The 12283-nt window shown below is 67.6% G+C and carries 15 protein-coding genes; 8 read left to right on the top strand and 7 right to left on the bottom strand.

Translation table 11 applies throughout. The features are described from left to right. Positions 1-64: 64 nt before the first annotated feature. Positions 65-289: a hypothetical protein gene (locus WS75_RS30000; RefSeq protein ID WP_059686113.1), complete on the bottom strand. Its 225-nt coding sequence runs from the start codon at positions 287-289 to the stop codon at positions 65-67. A gap of 244 nt (positions 290-533) precedes the next feature. Between WS75_RS30000 and WS75_RS29995 the strand changes: the two genes are divergently transcribed. The 3 genes from WS75_RS29995 (at position 534) to WS75_RS29985 (ending at position 3099) form a co-directional block, all read left to right on the top strand. Continuing rightward, on the top strand, positions 534-1478 hold the full coding sequence (locus tag WS75_RS29995) for a metallophosphoesterase family protein (protein WP_059686111.1): 945 nt from the start codon (positions 534-536) through the stop codon (positions 1476-1478). Between the two features lie 23 nt (positions 1479-1501). Beyond that, a complete protein-coding gene (locus tag WS75_RS29990; protein WP_059686416.1) occupies positions 1502-1843 on the top strand; it encodes a cupredoxin domain-containing protein in 342 nt (113 codons plus the stop codon). 116 nt (positions 1844-1959) lie between these two features. Then, positions 1960-3099: a patatin-like phospholipase family protein gene (locus WS75_RS29985; RefSeq protein WP_059686414.1), complete on the top strand. Its 1140-nt coding sequence runs from the start codon at positions 1960-1962 to the stop codon at positions 3097-3099. Positions 3100-3128: 29 nt separating this feature from the next. Here WS75_RS29985 and WS75_RS29980 read toward each other — a convergent pair whose 3' ends face one another. After that, positions 3129-3833, bottom strand: coding sequence for an SDR family oxidoreductase (locus WS75_RS29980; protein WP_059686110.1), 705 nt, complete (start codon positions 3831-3833; stop codon positions 3129-3131). 121 nt (positions 3834-3954) lie between these two features. Between WS75_RS29980 and gcvA the strand changes: the two genes are divergently transcribed. The 3 genes from gcvA (at position 3955) to WS75_RS29965 (ending at position 6440) form a co-directional block, all read left to right on the top strand. Continuing rightward, positions 3955-4854: a transcriptional regulator GcvA gene (gene gcvA / locus WS75_RS29975; RefSeq protein WP_059686107.1), complete on the top strand. Its 900-nt coding sequence runs from the start codon at positions 3955-3957 to the stop codon at positions 4852-4854. Between the two features lie 144 nt (positions 4855-4998). Continuing rightward, on the top strand, positions 4999-5307 hold the full coding sequence (locus tag WS75_RS29970) for an ArsR/SmtB family transcription factor (protein ID WP_059449595.1): 309 nt from the start codon (positions 4999-5001) through the stop codon (positions 5305-5307). Positions 5308-5378: 71 nt separating this feature from the next. Then, the gene (locus WS75_RS29965) at positions 5379-6440 is read left to right on the top strand and encodes an alkene reductase (protein WP_059686104.1); all 1062 of its coding nucleotides are present in this window, start codon (positions 5379-5381) and stop codon (positions 6438-6440) included. A gap of 15 nt (positions 6441-6455) precedes the next feature. On the opposite strand, the gene WS75_RS29960 is transcribed toward WS75_RS29965, so the two are convergent. Beyond that, the gene (locus tag WS75_RS29960; protein WP_059686102.1) at positions 6456-6983 is read right to left on the bottom strand and encodes a GNAT family N-acetyltransferase; all 528 of its coding nucleotides are present in this window, start codon (positions 6981-6983) and stop codon (positions 6456-6458) included. Positions 6984-7066: 83 nt separating this feature from the next. On the opposite strand from WS75_RS29960, the gene WS75_RS29955 reads away from it, so the two are divergent. After that, positions 7067-7678 (top strand): LysE family translocator, encoded by a 612-nt coding sequence (locus tag WS75_RS29955; protein ID WP_059686100.1) that lies wholly within the window; start codon positions 7067-7069, stop codon positions 7676-7678. Between the two features lie 90 nt (positions 7679-7768). Here WS75_RS29955 and WS75_RS29950 read toward each other — a convergent pair whose 3' ends face one another. Together WS75_RS29950 and WS75_RS29945 are read right to left on the bottom strand one after the other, a co-directional pair. Then, positions 7769-8197, bottom strand: coding sequence for a hypothetical protein (locus WS75_RS29950; RefSeq protein WP_059686097.1), 429 nt, complete (start codon positions 8195-8197; stop codon positions 7769-7771). Positions 8198-8587: 390 nt separating this feature from the next. After that, positions 8588-9508: a phosphatidylinositol-specific phospholipase C gene (locus WS75_RS29945; RefSeq protein WP_156429918.1), complete on the bottom strand. Its 921-nt coding sequence runs from the start codon at positions 9506-9508 to the stop codon at positions 8588-8590. A gap of 6 nt (positions 9509-9514) precedes the next feature. On the opposite strand from WS75_RS29945, the gene WS75_RS29940 reads away from it, so the two are divergent. After that, complete coding sequence (locus WS75_RS29940; protein ID WP_059686095.1) at positions 9515-10537, top strand: LacI family DNA-binding transcriptional regulator; 1023 nt, start codon at positions 9515-9517, stop codon at positions 10535-10537. Positions 10538-10546: 9 nt separating this feature from the next. Here WS75_RS29940 and WS75_RS29935 read toward each other — a convergent pair whose 3' ends face one another. Both WS75_RS29935 and WS75_RS29930 read right to left on the bottom strand, forming a co-directional pair. Then, complete coding sequence (locus WS75_RS29935; RefSeq protein ID WP_059686409.1) at positions 10547-11407, bottom strand: carbohydrate ABC transporter permease; 861 nt, start codon at positions 11405-11407, stop codon at positions 10547-10549. Next, positions 11404-12273 (bottom strand): carbohydrate ABC transporter permease, encoded by an 870-nt coding sequence (locus WS75_RS29930; protein ID WP_059686093.1) that lies wholly within the window; start codon positions 12271-12273, stop codon positions 11404-11406. Before WS75_RS29930 ends, WS75_RS29935 begins: the two co-directional genes overlap by 4 nt. Positions 12274-12283: the final 10 nt, after the last annotated feature.

Raw genomic sequence — 12283 nt, 5'->3', positions numbered from 1 at the left:
GAATTGAAAATCGATGGGACCGGCCGCGCGCCGCGCGGCCGGGTATGGCATCGGCCGGCGCGGCTCAGAACCGCTCGTGGAGCGCCCAGTACAGTGCCGCCGACTGCGCGACGAAGAGCAGCACGATCGGGAGGACCGAACTTTCCTTGACCAGACCGGGATCCGCGCTCAGGTGAGCGCCGACGTGGACGATGCCGCAGGCAACGATCGGAAAGAACAACGCGAGACTGATGGTGCGGGTGCCTCGACCGCCCGCACCGCTGGTTTCCGTTGCCGCAGGATTCGGCATGAGGGGCTCCGGATAGATGATTCGGTGTCGCAGGCTATCGGGCAAACATGACGCAAACGTGACGTGTCACTTACAGGACATTGACGGGCCATCCATCAGCGCTCCGCAAGCATCGAACGGCCGCGTCAGGCCTCGCAAAGAAGCGGGAATAAATCCGTCGCCGCATCGGTATGGAATGCGAAGGCGCCGGCTAATTCCAGGACGATCCGGCCGTCCGGTTCCGTCATACGAATGCGAGGCTTACATGTCTTCATCGACTCCCACCCGCCCGTCGCGCCGCAAGGCCCTGCAATGCATGGCGTTCGGCGGCCTCGGCACGCTGTTTACGCTGTCGGGCGGCATCCTGACACCGTTCGATCTCGCGCTCGCGCAAAGCGGCGCCGCACTCCCCGCGAATGCGGGCCGGCCGCTGTTCGTGCAGATCAGCGACACGCACATCGGCTTCAACAAGGACGCGAATCCCGACGTCGCGGCCACGCTGCGGCAGACGATCGATCTGGTGAACGGGATGCCTGCCGCGCCCGCGCTCGCGATCCATACCGGCGACATCACGCACCTGTCCAAGGCGGAAGAGTTCGACCACGCGTCGCAACTGCTGTCCGCGCTGCGCGTGCCCGAGTTGCACACGGTGCCCGGCGAACACGACGTGACCGACGGCTCGGGCGCCGAATATTTCAGCCGGTTCGGCAAGGCTTCCGACAACCGTGGCTACTACAGCTTCGATCACGCGGGCGTGCACTTCGTCGCACTCGTCAACGTGATGCATTTCAAGCCCAACGGGCTCGGCAGCTTCGGCGACGAACAGCTCGCGTGGCTCGCGCAGGATCTGAAGGGGCAATCATCGAGCACGCCGATCGTCGTGTTCTCGCACATGCCAATGTGGACCATCTACGAGCCGTGGGGCTGGGGCACCGGCGACGCGCCGCAGACGATGGCGCTGCTGCGCCGCTTCGGCTCGGTCACCGTGCTGAACGGGCACATCCACCAGATCGTGTCGAAGGTCGAGGGCAACGTGACGTTCCACACCGCGCGCTCCACCGCGTTCCCGCAACCGACCGCCGGCAACGGCCCCGGCCCGGTGCCGCTCACGGTGCCGCGCGACCGGCTGCCCGCGATGCTCGGCGTGACGACCGTCGACTTCGCCGGCCATCCCGTCGCTGCGTCGCTGCACGACACGACGCTGGCCTGATGCCGATACACAAGGAGACCGACATGACCTCCCTGAAGCCCTCGACGCTGGCGGCCGCGCTGATCCTGAGCGCGGCCGCCGTCGGCACGCCGCTCGCCGCGTTCGCGCAGGCCCCGGCCGGCCCGCTCGTGACGATCCACAATTTCATGTTTTCGCCGATGTCGACCACGATCAAGGCCGGCACGACGGTCACGTGGAAAAACCTCGACGCGGAGCCGCATACCGTCGTCAACGACGCGGGCATCTTCCACTCGAAAGCGCTCGACCAGGACGAGACCTACTCGTTCCGTTTCGACAAGCCGGGGGTCTACAAGGTGTTCTGCGGGATTCATCCGTACATGAAGGAGACCATCACCGTGGAATGACGCGGCGCGCCGCAAGGCCCCGCGACCATCCGGCGCCGCGGACGCTGCCCGACGATCGCCTACACTGGTTCCATCCGGCCGGCGCCCGCCGGCCGTCACCGAACACGAGGCAAGCGATGACGGCAAGTCAACCCGCACATCCGAAACTGCCGGGCCAGGTCGTGCTCGTGCTCCAGGGCGGCGGCGCGCTGGGTGCCTACCAGCTCGGCGTATTCGAGGCGATGGAGGCGGCGGGCATTCAGCCCGACTGGGTCATCGGCACGTCGATCGGCGCGATCAACGCGGCGCTGATCGCCGGCAACGCGCCCGGACAGCGCGCGCAACGGATGGCCGAATTCTGGCGACACGTCACCGAACGACCCACCGTGAATGTGCCGGGCTTCCCGACGAGCTGGGACAAGATCGGCTCGGAACTCGCGGTCATCGGCGCGGGCCTGCCGGGATTCTTCCGGCCGAATCCCGCCGCATGGCTCGGGCCGCTGGCGCGGGTCGGCGTCGAGCGCGCGTCTTACTACGTGGTCGAGCCGCTGCGCGACACGCTCGCGTCGCTCGTCGATCTCGACCTGCTGAACGCGGGCCGCCCACGATTGACCGTCGGCGCGGTCAACGCGTGCACGGGCGCGATGCGTTATTTCGATTCGCGCGACCGGCCGCTCGGCATCGATCATGTGATGAGCTCGGGCGCGCTGCCGCCCGCGTTCCCGGCCGTGCGTGTCGAAGGCACGCCCTACTGGGACGGCGGCATCTACTCGAATACGCCGGTCGAGGTCGTGCTGGACGACGCGCCGCGTCGCAGCTCGATCATCTTCTCGGTGCAGATGTGGAATCCGGTCGGGCCGGAGCCGCAAAGCATCTGGCAGGTGTCGGAGCGACAGAAGGACATCCAGTACGCGAGCCGCACGGACAGCAACATCGCGCGGCAGCAGCAGATTCACCGGCTGCGCCACGTGATCCGGGAACTGGTCATGCGGCTGCCGGAGGCGGAGCGCACGTCGGCCGAGGTGAAAGCACTCGCCGCGTGGGGCTGCCAGACCACGATGCACGTGATCAAGCTCGCGGCGCCCCGGCTCGACGGCGACGATCAGTGGAAGGACATCGATTTCACACCCGCCGGCATCGCGGCCCGCCGGCAGGCCGGATTCGACGCGGCGATGCAGGCGATCGCCGCGCGGCCCTGGGATCTGCCGATGGACCCGACGGAGGGGCTCAGCGTGTGGAGTCCGGAAGAAAACCGGAGCGGCGAGCAGCACGACTGATGCCGCGTGCGTCGCGCCCCGCCTTCCGCTTACAGCGCGCGCACGATGCCGCCGTCGACGCGAATGTTCTGCCCGGTGATGTAGCCGGCGCCTTCCGACAGCAGGAACGTCACCGTCTGCGCGATCTCCTGCGTCCTGCCGAAGCGGCCGGCCGGAATGCGGGCGACGATCTCGGGCGTCTCCGGCCAGCTGTCGATGAAGCCGGGCAGCACCGAATTGATGCGGATGTTGTCCTTCGCATACCGATCGGCGTACAGGCGCGTGACCGAGCTCAGCGCCGCGCGCAGCGCGGACGACACGGGCATCGCCTGCTCGGGCGCGTCGGCCGCGAAGCTCGAAATGTTGACCACCGCGCCGCCGCCCTGCTTCAGGAACACGGGCGTCACCCGGCGCAGCACGCGAACGACGTTGAGCACGATCAGGTCGAGCCCTTCGTGCCACTTGTCGTCCTCGATGGCGAGCAGGTCGCCCTTCGGCGGATGCCCGGTGTTGTTGACGACCGCGTCGATGCGACCGTACTTCGCGAGCGTCCCGCTCACGAAACGCTCGATGTCGGCGTCCTCGGTGACGGACCCCGCCATACCGAAACCGCCGAGTTCGCCGGCAAGCTCGACCGCGCTGCCGGACGGCGACATCAGCGCGACGCGATAACCGTTGCTCGCAAGATCCCGCGCGATCGCGGCGCCCATGCCCTTGCCCGCCGCCGTCACCAATGCCACTTTCTCTACAGTCATGCTGTTCTCCCGAATAGGTCGGCTCAACGCCGCGATCATCGTCCTGAAGCGCCACTCTAGGACTCTATAATCGCGTTGTCGAACGATGATTTCTCCACACACACTGTAGATTTTCTACTGCATGAAGGCTCTGTCGCGTACCCGTCGCTTCCCGCCGCTCAATGCGCTTCGCGCGTTCGAGGCCGCCGCGCGCCACCTCAACTTCCGGCTGGCCGCCGACGAACTCGGCGTGACCCAGGGCGCGGTGGCGCAGCAGGTCAGGCATCTGGAGGACGTCGTGAAGATTCAACTGTTCCGGCGGCTGCCCAGGGGGCTGGCGCTGACGCGCGAAGGGCTCGAGTACTTTTCGTCGGTCCAGCGCGCGCTGCAGATAATCGCCGATGCCACGGACGCACTGGGCCAGCGTCCCATGGTCCTGACGGTCAGCACGACGCCGTCGTTCGCGTCGAAGTGGCTGATCCCGCGCCTGTCAGACTTCGGCCGCCTGCATCCCGACATCGAGGTTCGCGTCATCGCCGACGAGCGCCTTGCGTCGTTCCGGGCCGACGGCGTCGACATCGCGATCCGGCTCGGCAAGCCCGCGTTCCCGCCCGGCCTGGTCGCGGAATTGCTGTTTCCGCTCGACATCTTCGCCGTCGCCAGCCCGAAACTGCTCAAAAGCGGCCCGCCGCTCCGCACACCCGCGGACTTGTCGAAGCATGCACTGTTGCACGACGCGCACGACCTGTGGCCGGAGTTCATCGAGAAGCTCGGCGGAAAGGGGCAGACCGATCCCACGAAAGGGCCGCGGTTCAGCCAGTCGCTGCTCGCCATCGACGCCGCCGTCGCGGGTCAAGGCATCGCGCTGACCAGCGAGCCGCTCGTCGAACGCGATATCGCGGAAGGCCGGCTGCGCCGCGTGTTCGATTTTTCGTTTCCGATGTCGCTCGGGTTTTATGTCGTCTTTCCGCAGGCCAATGCCCATTCGGAAGCGCTCGGGGCCATGCGCCGCTGGCTATTTGCGCAATATGGGGGCGCGTGACTCGCTGATGCGCCGACCGATGAACAACCCCACTTCGATCAGTGCCTTCATGCGCATCGTATTTTTCCGATATATGATTCGCCAATCGACGATACCTTTTTGCACCGGTTTTCCGGACGAACGCCCCAAACACCACACCCTTCCATGCCGACCGAACTCGACATCGACGCGATCCTGAAAGCGCTTTCGAACCCCGTGCGCCGGGAAATCCTCGTCTGGCTGAAAACGCCGGGCGCGCATTTCCCGGAGCAAACGCTGCCGTATGACCACGGCGTCTGTGCCGGGCAGATCGACGCGCGCTGCGGGCTGTCGCAGTCGACCGTCTCCGCGCACCTCGCGACGCTGCAGCGCGCGGGGCTCGTGACGTCGACGCGGATCGGCCAGTGGGCGTTCTTCCGGCGCAACGAGGCCGTCATCGATGCATTTCTCGACGCCCTGCGCCGTGAACTCTGACCCAGGCCATGCGGGCCGCACGCCGCGCACGACGCGGCGGTAATCCCGCCTTTCTGAAAAGGTTATCTGCCATGCCCACTCTGTTCGATCCCGTTACCCTCGGCGACCTGACCCTGCCGAACCGCGTCGTGATGGCGCCGCTCACCCGTGCCCGCGCAGGCAGCGCGCGCGTGCCCAACGACCTGATGGCCCGCTATTACGCCGAGCGTGCGTCGGCCGGCCTCATCATCAGCGAAGCAACCTCGGTCACGCCGCAGGGCGTCGGCTACGCGGACACGCCGGGCATCTGGTCCGACGAGCAGGTGGAAGGCTGGAAGCGCGTGACGCAGGCCGTGCACGCGGCCGGCGGCCGCATCGTGCTGCAGCTCTGGCACGTCGGCCGGATTTCGGACCCGGTGTTTTTGAACGGCGACCTGCCGGTCGCGCCGAGCCCGATCGCCGCCGGCGGTCACGTGAGCCTCGTGCGGCCGCCGCGACCGTTCGTGACGCCGCGCGCGCTCGAACTCGATGAAATTCCGGGCATCGTCGCCGCGTACCGCAAGGGCGCCGAAAACGCGAAGAAGGCCGGCTTCGACGGCGTCGAGATCCACGGCGCGAACGGCTACCTGCTCGACCAGTTCCTGCAGGACAGCACCAACCACCGCACCGACGCGTACGGCGGCCCGATCGAGAACCGCGCGCGCCTGCTGCTCGAAGTGGTCGACGCGGCGATCGACGTGTGGGGTGCGGGCCGTGTCGGCGTGCATCTCGCGCCGCGCGGCGACGCGCATACGATGGGCGATTCCGACCCGGCCGCGACGTTCGGTTACGTCGCGCGCGAACTCGGCCGCCGCAAGATCGCGTTCATCTTCACGCGTGAATCGTATTCGGGCGACCACCTGAGCCCGCGTCTGAAGGAGGCGTTCGGCGGCCCGCTGATCGCGAACGAGCAATTCACGTTCGAATCGGCGCAGGAAACGCTCGCGAGCGGTCACGCCGACGCGATCGCGTGGGGCAAGCTGTTCATCGCGAACCCGGACCTGCCGCGCCGCCTCGAACTCGGCGCACCGCTGAACAAGCCGGTGCCGGAGACGTTCTACGCCGAAGGCGAAACGGGCTACACCGACTACCCGGCGCTCAGCGACGCGGCCTGACGGCCGGCGACGCGTTCATGCGCGCACGTGAGCGCGCATGAACACGCGCTGCGTCTCGTCGAGCCCGCGTGCCACGTGATGCGCACGAATCGCGCGCAGCGTGTCGTCGAGCGATGCGTCGTCGATGATGTCGAAGCCGAGGCGCGCGTAGTACGGCGCATTCCATGGCGCGTCGCGGAACGTCGACAGCACGACCTGTGCGATGCCGTCTTGCGCGGCGCGCGTCATGATCCGTTCGATCAGGCGAGCGCCGATCCGCTGTCCCGCGTGCGACGGCGCGACATCCAGCTCCTCCAGATAAAGCCGCCGCGCATCGAGCAGCCTGTAGAACGCAAAGCCCACACACGTCCCCGCTTCGTCCGTCGCGACATACGCGCGACCGTCGTCGATGCGCATCCGCAGGTCGGCCGCATCGGTCGGCTCGCCTTCGGCGATGTCGGCCATGCCGATGTCGCGAAAGCGCTGGGCGGCGGCCACTTCCACGGCGGCCATCGCGGCCGCGTCTTCCCGCGTGGCGGGACGAATCCGGATCGATACTGTCATCACGACGAGGTAGGCAGACGGGAACGGCCGTCACTATAATCGAAAGTTCATACGTTTCGAACGCCCTGCCCACGAGGTCCGTCATGACGCTGTCCGCACTCGCCGTGTTCGCCATCGCCCTGCTCGTCACCGCCGGCACGCCCGGCCCGAGCGTCGCCGCGCTCGTCGCGCGCGTGCTGACGAACGGCGTGCGAGACGTGCTGCCGTTCCTCGCCGCGATGTGGATCGGCGAGGCGCTGTGGCTCACGCTGGCGGTTGCCGGGCTGTCCGCGTTCGCGCGCACGTTCGCGACGGGCCTGCTCGTGCTGAAGCTGCTCGGTGTCGCGTACCTGCTGTTTCTCGCGTGGAAGATGTGGACCGCGCCGACCGACACGAAGGCCGGCGACCTGCCGCGCGGCCAGTCGCCGTGGCGCATGTTCGTCGCGGGCACGCTGGTCACGCTCGGCAATCCGAAGATCATGCTTTTCTATCTCGCACTGTTGCCGACGATCGTCGACCTGACGCATGTCGGTGTCCTCGCGTGGACTGAGCTCGTCGGCACGATGCTCGCGGTCCTGATCCTGGCCGACTGCTTCTGGTCGCTGCTCGCTTCGCGTGCGCGTGCGTTCCTCACGTCGGCACGCGCGAAGCGGATCGCGAACCGCACGAGCGCAACGGCGATGGCCGGTGCGGCGGTGGCGATCGCGACGCGCTGAACGGCACCGCCGCACGCGCATCCGCACGACGTCACGTCGTTGCGAAACGGGGCGGACCGCCGCGTCCGCCCGTCAGCACATAACAGCGCGTTACGGTGTCCCGGCGCTGCAGCAATACGCGAGCAGGAACGTCGCGGTGCCCGGATCGCCCTGCACGATCGCGCGCATGTCGCCGTTCAGCTTCGCCATCGCTGCCGTCACGTAATCCGGCGCGGGCAGCTTCGCCGTATTGAAGTCGTGTACCGCAACCGCGACCGGCTTGTTGTCCTTCGTCTTCGGCGAAGCCAGCGCCCGGTCTTCCGCGGCGAATCGCTGATCGCGCGTGGCGACTGCACCGACCTGCCCGTCGCAATAGCCGTGCGTTCCCGACATGATGTGAATCGTGTGACCGTCACCGCTCAATCCGGACGCGATGGTATTCAATGCCGCTGCGACGTCCCTGACGTTGCACGGGCCGTGAAAGCCCCAGATCTGCACCGCGTTCGGGGTGTCCTTCACGATGTTGACGAGCGTTGCCATGACCTCTCTCCTTGCAGTCCTGCGTCGTGGACGATTCGCGGCGAAGCAGGCGCTGCCTTCCACGACGACGTTCATGAGCCGGCGCGATGCCGGGCACACAGTGCCCGTTGCCTCCCGCCGGGTTGAGAAACATCCGGATATCCGCGACGGACTCGATCGAACCGCGCCCGCCACGAACGGTTCAACCTTATCCATCGGCCTCGGTTCCCAACATGGGCCGCTCGTCACACATTCGGCAACGTGCCGATCTTCACGGGAAGCGGGCGTCCCGCCACACGCCGCGCAAAAGGAGGCGCAGGCATGCAGCGGGCCGCAGGCCACGTGTCGGCACCGACGCGCAAGATTCCGGTTGCCCAACCTTCCACCAAACGCCCGCCCTGCCCGTCTTCACTAGCACCCCGCCAGCCTGCGCCTGACACCCGGCTCGGGCACGTGATCGTTGCATTCAACGAGCGCCCGCACCAACGCCCAGTCATCGTCGTCGCAGAAATCGAGCAGCATCGCGCCATACGAACCCCGTTGCTCGCGCAACCGCTCCGCGAGCCGCGCGTGAATCCCCTGCACCCTGCCATCGCCGCGCGCGACCACCGACGGATTCGCGCCCATCCCCGTACCGCTGCAGAAATTGATCGCCCAGCGGCCGCTTTCCGGCGACGGCATGCCGGTCAGCAGCGCATCGATCACGCGCCACTTGTAGTTGATCGACCCGGCAACGGGCACGCGGTATTCGTCCTGGATCACGAACGCCGCATCGGGATGATCGATCGTGAAGGTCGCGTTGTCGGGCCACGCGGTCAGGTCGATGCCCAGCGGCCGGCTGCTGCGGAACCGCCGCAACAACACCACCGCGCCGCGCACGTCGCCGAGCGCCGGCAGCGCGCCGCCCGCATGCCAGCGCAACCGCGGGTGCCGCGCACGATGCGCGTCGAACGTCGCATCGAAACTGCGCGTGCACGCCTGCGCGGGCCATTCGTCCTTCACCGACATCACGATGCATTCGCGCGGATGCGCATCGAGAAAACGCGTACAGTCCGCGAGCACGTCGTCGAACGACATGCCGAGCGCGATCCCGCCGTGATGGATGTCGAACGCATCGCACCGGTGCCGGCAGCGGATGTCGAGCAGCCGCACGCCGTGCGCGAGCTGCGCGGCGAGCGATGCGCGCTGCGTGCGCACGAGCGGATCGTCGACGGTATACGCACAGGTGTCATGGCTGCCCGGTAGGGTCAGCGTATGCAGCGGCCGCGCGTCGTCGAGCGCCGACATCCAGTCGGCCAGCGGCGTGGAAGCTTCGTATCGCGAAGGGATCATGAATCGATGAGTGACAAGGAAAGAAAAACGTGGGTGACCGCGTCGGATGTCGCCGTGCGGGCCGGCGTGTCGCGCTCGGCGGTGTCGCGTGCGTTCTCGCCGACGGCGAGCATCGCACCCGAAACGCGCGAACGCGTGATGGTGGCCGCGCGTGCGCTCGGCTACCAGGTCAACCTGATCGCGCGCGACATGATCACGCAGCGCAGCAGCATGATCGGCGTCGTGACGGCCGGGTTCGAGAATCCGTTCCGTGCGCGGCTTCTGTCGGACCTGATGGCCGCGCTCGGTCAGCGCGCGTTCACGCCGCTCGTCACCAACGCGGATGATCCGCACCAGGTCCGGCAATCGCTCGAGCGCCTGCTCAGCTACCGGATCGCGGGCCTCGTGATGACGTCCGCGTCGCCGCCGCTGTCGGTCGCACGGCAGTATCTCGATCACCGGATTCCCGTCGTGATGATCAATCGCGAAGCGAACCTGCCCGGTGCGGATGTCGTCATCAGCGACAACGCGGCGGGCGCCGCCCATGCCGCGCAACGGCTCGTGCGGGCCGGCGCGCGCCGGCTCGCGTTCGTCGGGCCGCGCACGGCGAGCTACAGCGCACGCGCACGTGCGGATGCGTTCGAGCTGGCGCTGCAACGCGGCGACGCGTTCGATGCGGCACTCGTCCAGATGATCGATACGCGCTCCGATACCCATGCATGCGGCATCGATGCCGCGCGGCAACTGTTCGCATCCGGCGACCGCCCGGACGGCGTGTTCTGCTCGTCCGACCTGCTCGCGCTCGGCGTGATCGACGCCGCCCGCGGCACATTCGGCTTGCGCGTGCCCGACGACCTGCGCGTGATCGGCTTCGACGACATCCCCGCCGCCGAATACGACGCATATCGGCTCACGACGCTGCGCCAGGACACGCAAGGTCTCGCGCACGCGGCAGTCGACCTGCTCGCCGACCGGATCCAGACGTTCGACGGCGCATCGCGCACGCGCGTCGTGCCGGTTACGCACGTGGTCCGGCACAGCTGCGTGTAACGCGTCGCGTCACTTCAGCCCGCCCGCGAAGCCGCGCAGCAGGTAGCGTTGCACGTAGCCGGCCACGGCGAGCGTCGGCAGCGACGCCAGCAAACCGGCGCTCATCAGGTCGCCCCAGTCGATGCCGTTCTCCGTCACGTAGCCGGCGATTGCGAGCGGCAGCGTGAAGCGGCTCGGCGTCGACACGAACAGCAGCGCGATCAGGAACTCGTTCCAGGCGGCGATGAACACGAAGATCGCGGTCGCGATCACCCCCGGCGCGCACAGCGGTAGCACGATCTGCACGAGCCGCCGCGCGAGCCCCGCACCGTCGATACATGCGGCCTCCTCGTATTCGACCGGCACGTCGCGCACGAACGCGAGCAGCATCCAGATCGCCATCGGCAGCGCGTAGATCTGGTAAGCGAGCATCAGCCCGAGTGTCGAATCGAGCAGATGCAGCCGCTTCGCGAGTGCGAACAGCGGCACCGCGATCGTGATCGGCGGCATCAGCTTCAATGCCAGCACGAGCATCAGGAACAGCAAGTCGAGCCGGGCCGGAAACCGCAGCCGCACGAGCGCATACGCGGCGGGAAGCGCGAGCGTCAGCGCGAGCAGCGTCGTGCCGAACCCGACCAGCAGCGAATTGGCGAGCGGCGCGCCGATGCCGTTCGACCAGACCGACGCAAAATGCTCGAGCGTCGGCGCGGCCGGCAAGATCCGCAGCGGATGATCGAGGCGCTCGAGCGTCGGCATGAACGCCGCGCCGGCCATCCACAGGCACGGCAGCAGCAACAGCGCGAGCGCGGCGGCGCGCAGCATCCACGGCACTGCGCAACCGAATGCGGCACGCGTTCGCGCGTGCGCGATGCCCGCGGATCGCGCCGTCATGCGCGCCGCTTGCGAACCGTCTGCCATACGTACCCCGAAACAAGCAGCGCGGACGCCGCGAGCATCAGCACCGACGCGGCACTCGCCGGCCCGACGTTGAAGAAGCGGAAGCCCGTGTCGTAGATATAGGTCGACAGCGTCTGCGTCGCGTTGCCGGGGCCGCCGCCCGTCAGCGCATAGACCTTGTCGAACAGCTTGAACGTGTCGATCGAGCGCAGCAGCAGCGCGAGGCCGATCTGCGGCGCCGCGAGCGGCAGCGTGATGTCGCGCAGGCACTGCCACTCGCTCGCGCCGTCGGTGCGCGCGGCTTCGTAGAGCTCCTGCGGGATCGATTGCAGCCCGGCCAGTACGATCAGGAACGCCATCGGCGTCCACTGCCACACGTCGACGAGCGCGAGTGACCACAGCGCGAGATGCGGATCGGACAGCCAGCGCACGCCTTCCAGGCCGAACGCGGCGAGCAGCGCGTTGAGGAAGCCGTCGAAATTGAGCCAGTTGCGCCAGATCGCCGAGCACACGAGCGTGGACAACATCATCGGCAGGATCGCGAGCGGCAGCGCAATGCGGCGCCCCGGAAACGCGCGCACGAACAGCAGCGCAAGACCGAAGCCGAGCGCGACTTCGACGAGCGATGCCGCGATCGTGAAGCGCAGCGTGTTGCCGAAGCCGGCCGCGAACGCGTCGTCGCCGAGCACCGCGCGATAGTTCGCGAGCCCCGCGAATGCGCGGCGGCCCGCCGTGTAGTCGACCTGGCAGAACGAGTCGATCAGCACCTGCGCGACCGGGTACAGCGCGAGTGCGGCCAGCACCAGGAGCGCGGGTCCGAGCAGCGCGACGAACGGCAGGCTGCGGCCGAGGGCTTTCATGCGCGGATTC

The sequence above is a fragment of the Burkholderia sp. FL-7-2-10-S1-D7 genome, assembly GCF_001524185.1.
Lineage (GTDB): Bacteria > Pseudomonadota > Gammaproteobacteria > Burkholderiales > Burkholderiaceae > Burkholderia > Burkholderia diffusa.
The sequence above is the reverse complement of the archived record's forward strand: the minus strand, read 5'-3'. Positions and strand labels throughout refer to the sequence as shown.

Coding starts and splice junctions, on each gene's coding strand:
- WS75_RS30000 (WP_059686113.1), bottom strand. CDS start 289: ATGCCGAATCCTGCGGCAACGGAAACCAGCGGTGCGGGCGGTCGAGGC.
- WS75_RS29995 (WP_059686111.1), top strand. CDS start 534: ATGTCTTCATCGACTCCCACCCGCCCGTCGCGCCGCAAGGCCCTGCAA.
- WS75_RS29990 (WP_059686416.1), top strand. CDS start 1,502: ATGACCTCCCTGAAGCCCTCGACGCTGGCGGCCGCGCTGATCCTGAGC.
- WS75_RS29985 (WP_059686414.1), top strand. CDS start 1,960: ATGACGGCAAGTCAACCCGCACATCCGAAACTGCCGGGCCAGGTCGTG.
- WS75_RS29980 (WP_059686110.1), bottom strand. CDS start 3,833: ATGACTGTAGAGAAAGTGGCATTGGTGACGGCGGCGGGCAAGGGCATG.
- gcvA (WP_059686107.1), top strand. CDS start 3,955: ATGAAGGCTCTGTCGCGTACCCGTCGCTTCCCGCCGCTCAATGCGCTT.
- WS75_RS29970 (WP_059449595.1), top strand. CDS start 4,999: ATGCCGACCGAACTCGACATCGACGCGATCCTGAAAGCGCTTTCGAAC.
- WS75_RS29965 (WP_059686104.1), top strand. CDS start 5,379: ATGCCCACTCTGTTCGATCCCGTTACCCTCGGCGACCTGACCCTGCCG.
- WS75_RS29960 (WP_059686102.1), bottom strand. CDS start 6,983: ATGACAGTATCGATCCGGATTCGTCCCGCCACGCGGGAAGACGCGGCC.
- WS75_RS29955 (WP_059686100.1), top strand. CDS start 7,067: ATGACGCTGTCCGCACTCGCCGTGTTCGCCATCGCCCTGCTCGTCACC.
- WS75_RS29950 (WP_059686097.1), bottom strand. CDS start 8,197: ATGGCAACGCTCGTCAACATCGTGAAGGACACCCCGAACGCGGTGCAG.
- WS75_RS29945 (WP_156429918.1), bottom strand. CDS start 9,508: ATGATCCCTTCGCGATACGAAGCTTCCACGCCGCTGGCCGACTGGATG.
- WS75_RS29940 (WP_059686095.1), top strand. CDS start 9,515: ATGAGTGACAAGGAAAGAAAAACGTGGGTGACCGCGTCGGATGTCGCC.
- WS75_RS29935 (WP_059686409.1), bottom strand. CDS start 11,407: ATGACGGCGCGATCCGCGGGCATCGCGCACGCGCGAACGCGTGCCGCA.
- WS75_RS29930 (WP_059686093.1), bottom strand. CDS start 12,273: ATGAAAGCCCTCGGCCGCAGCCTGCCGTTCGTCGCGCTGCTCGGACCC.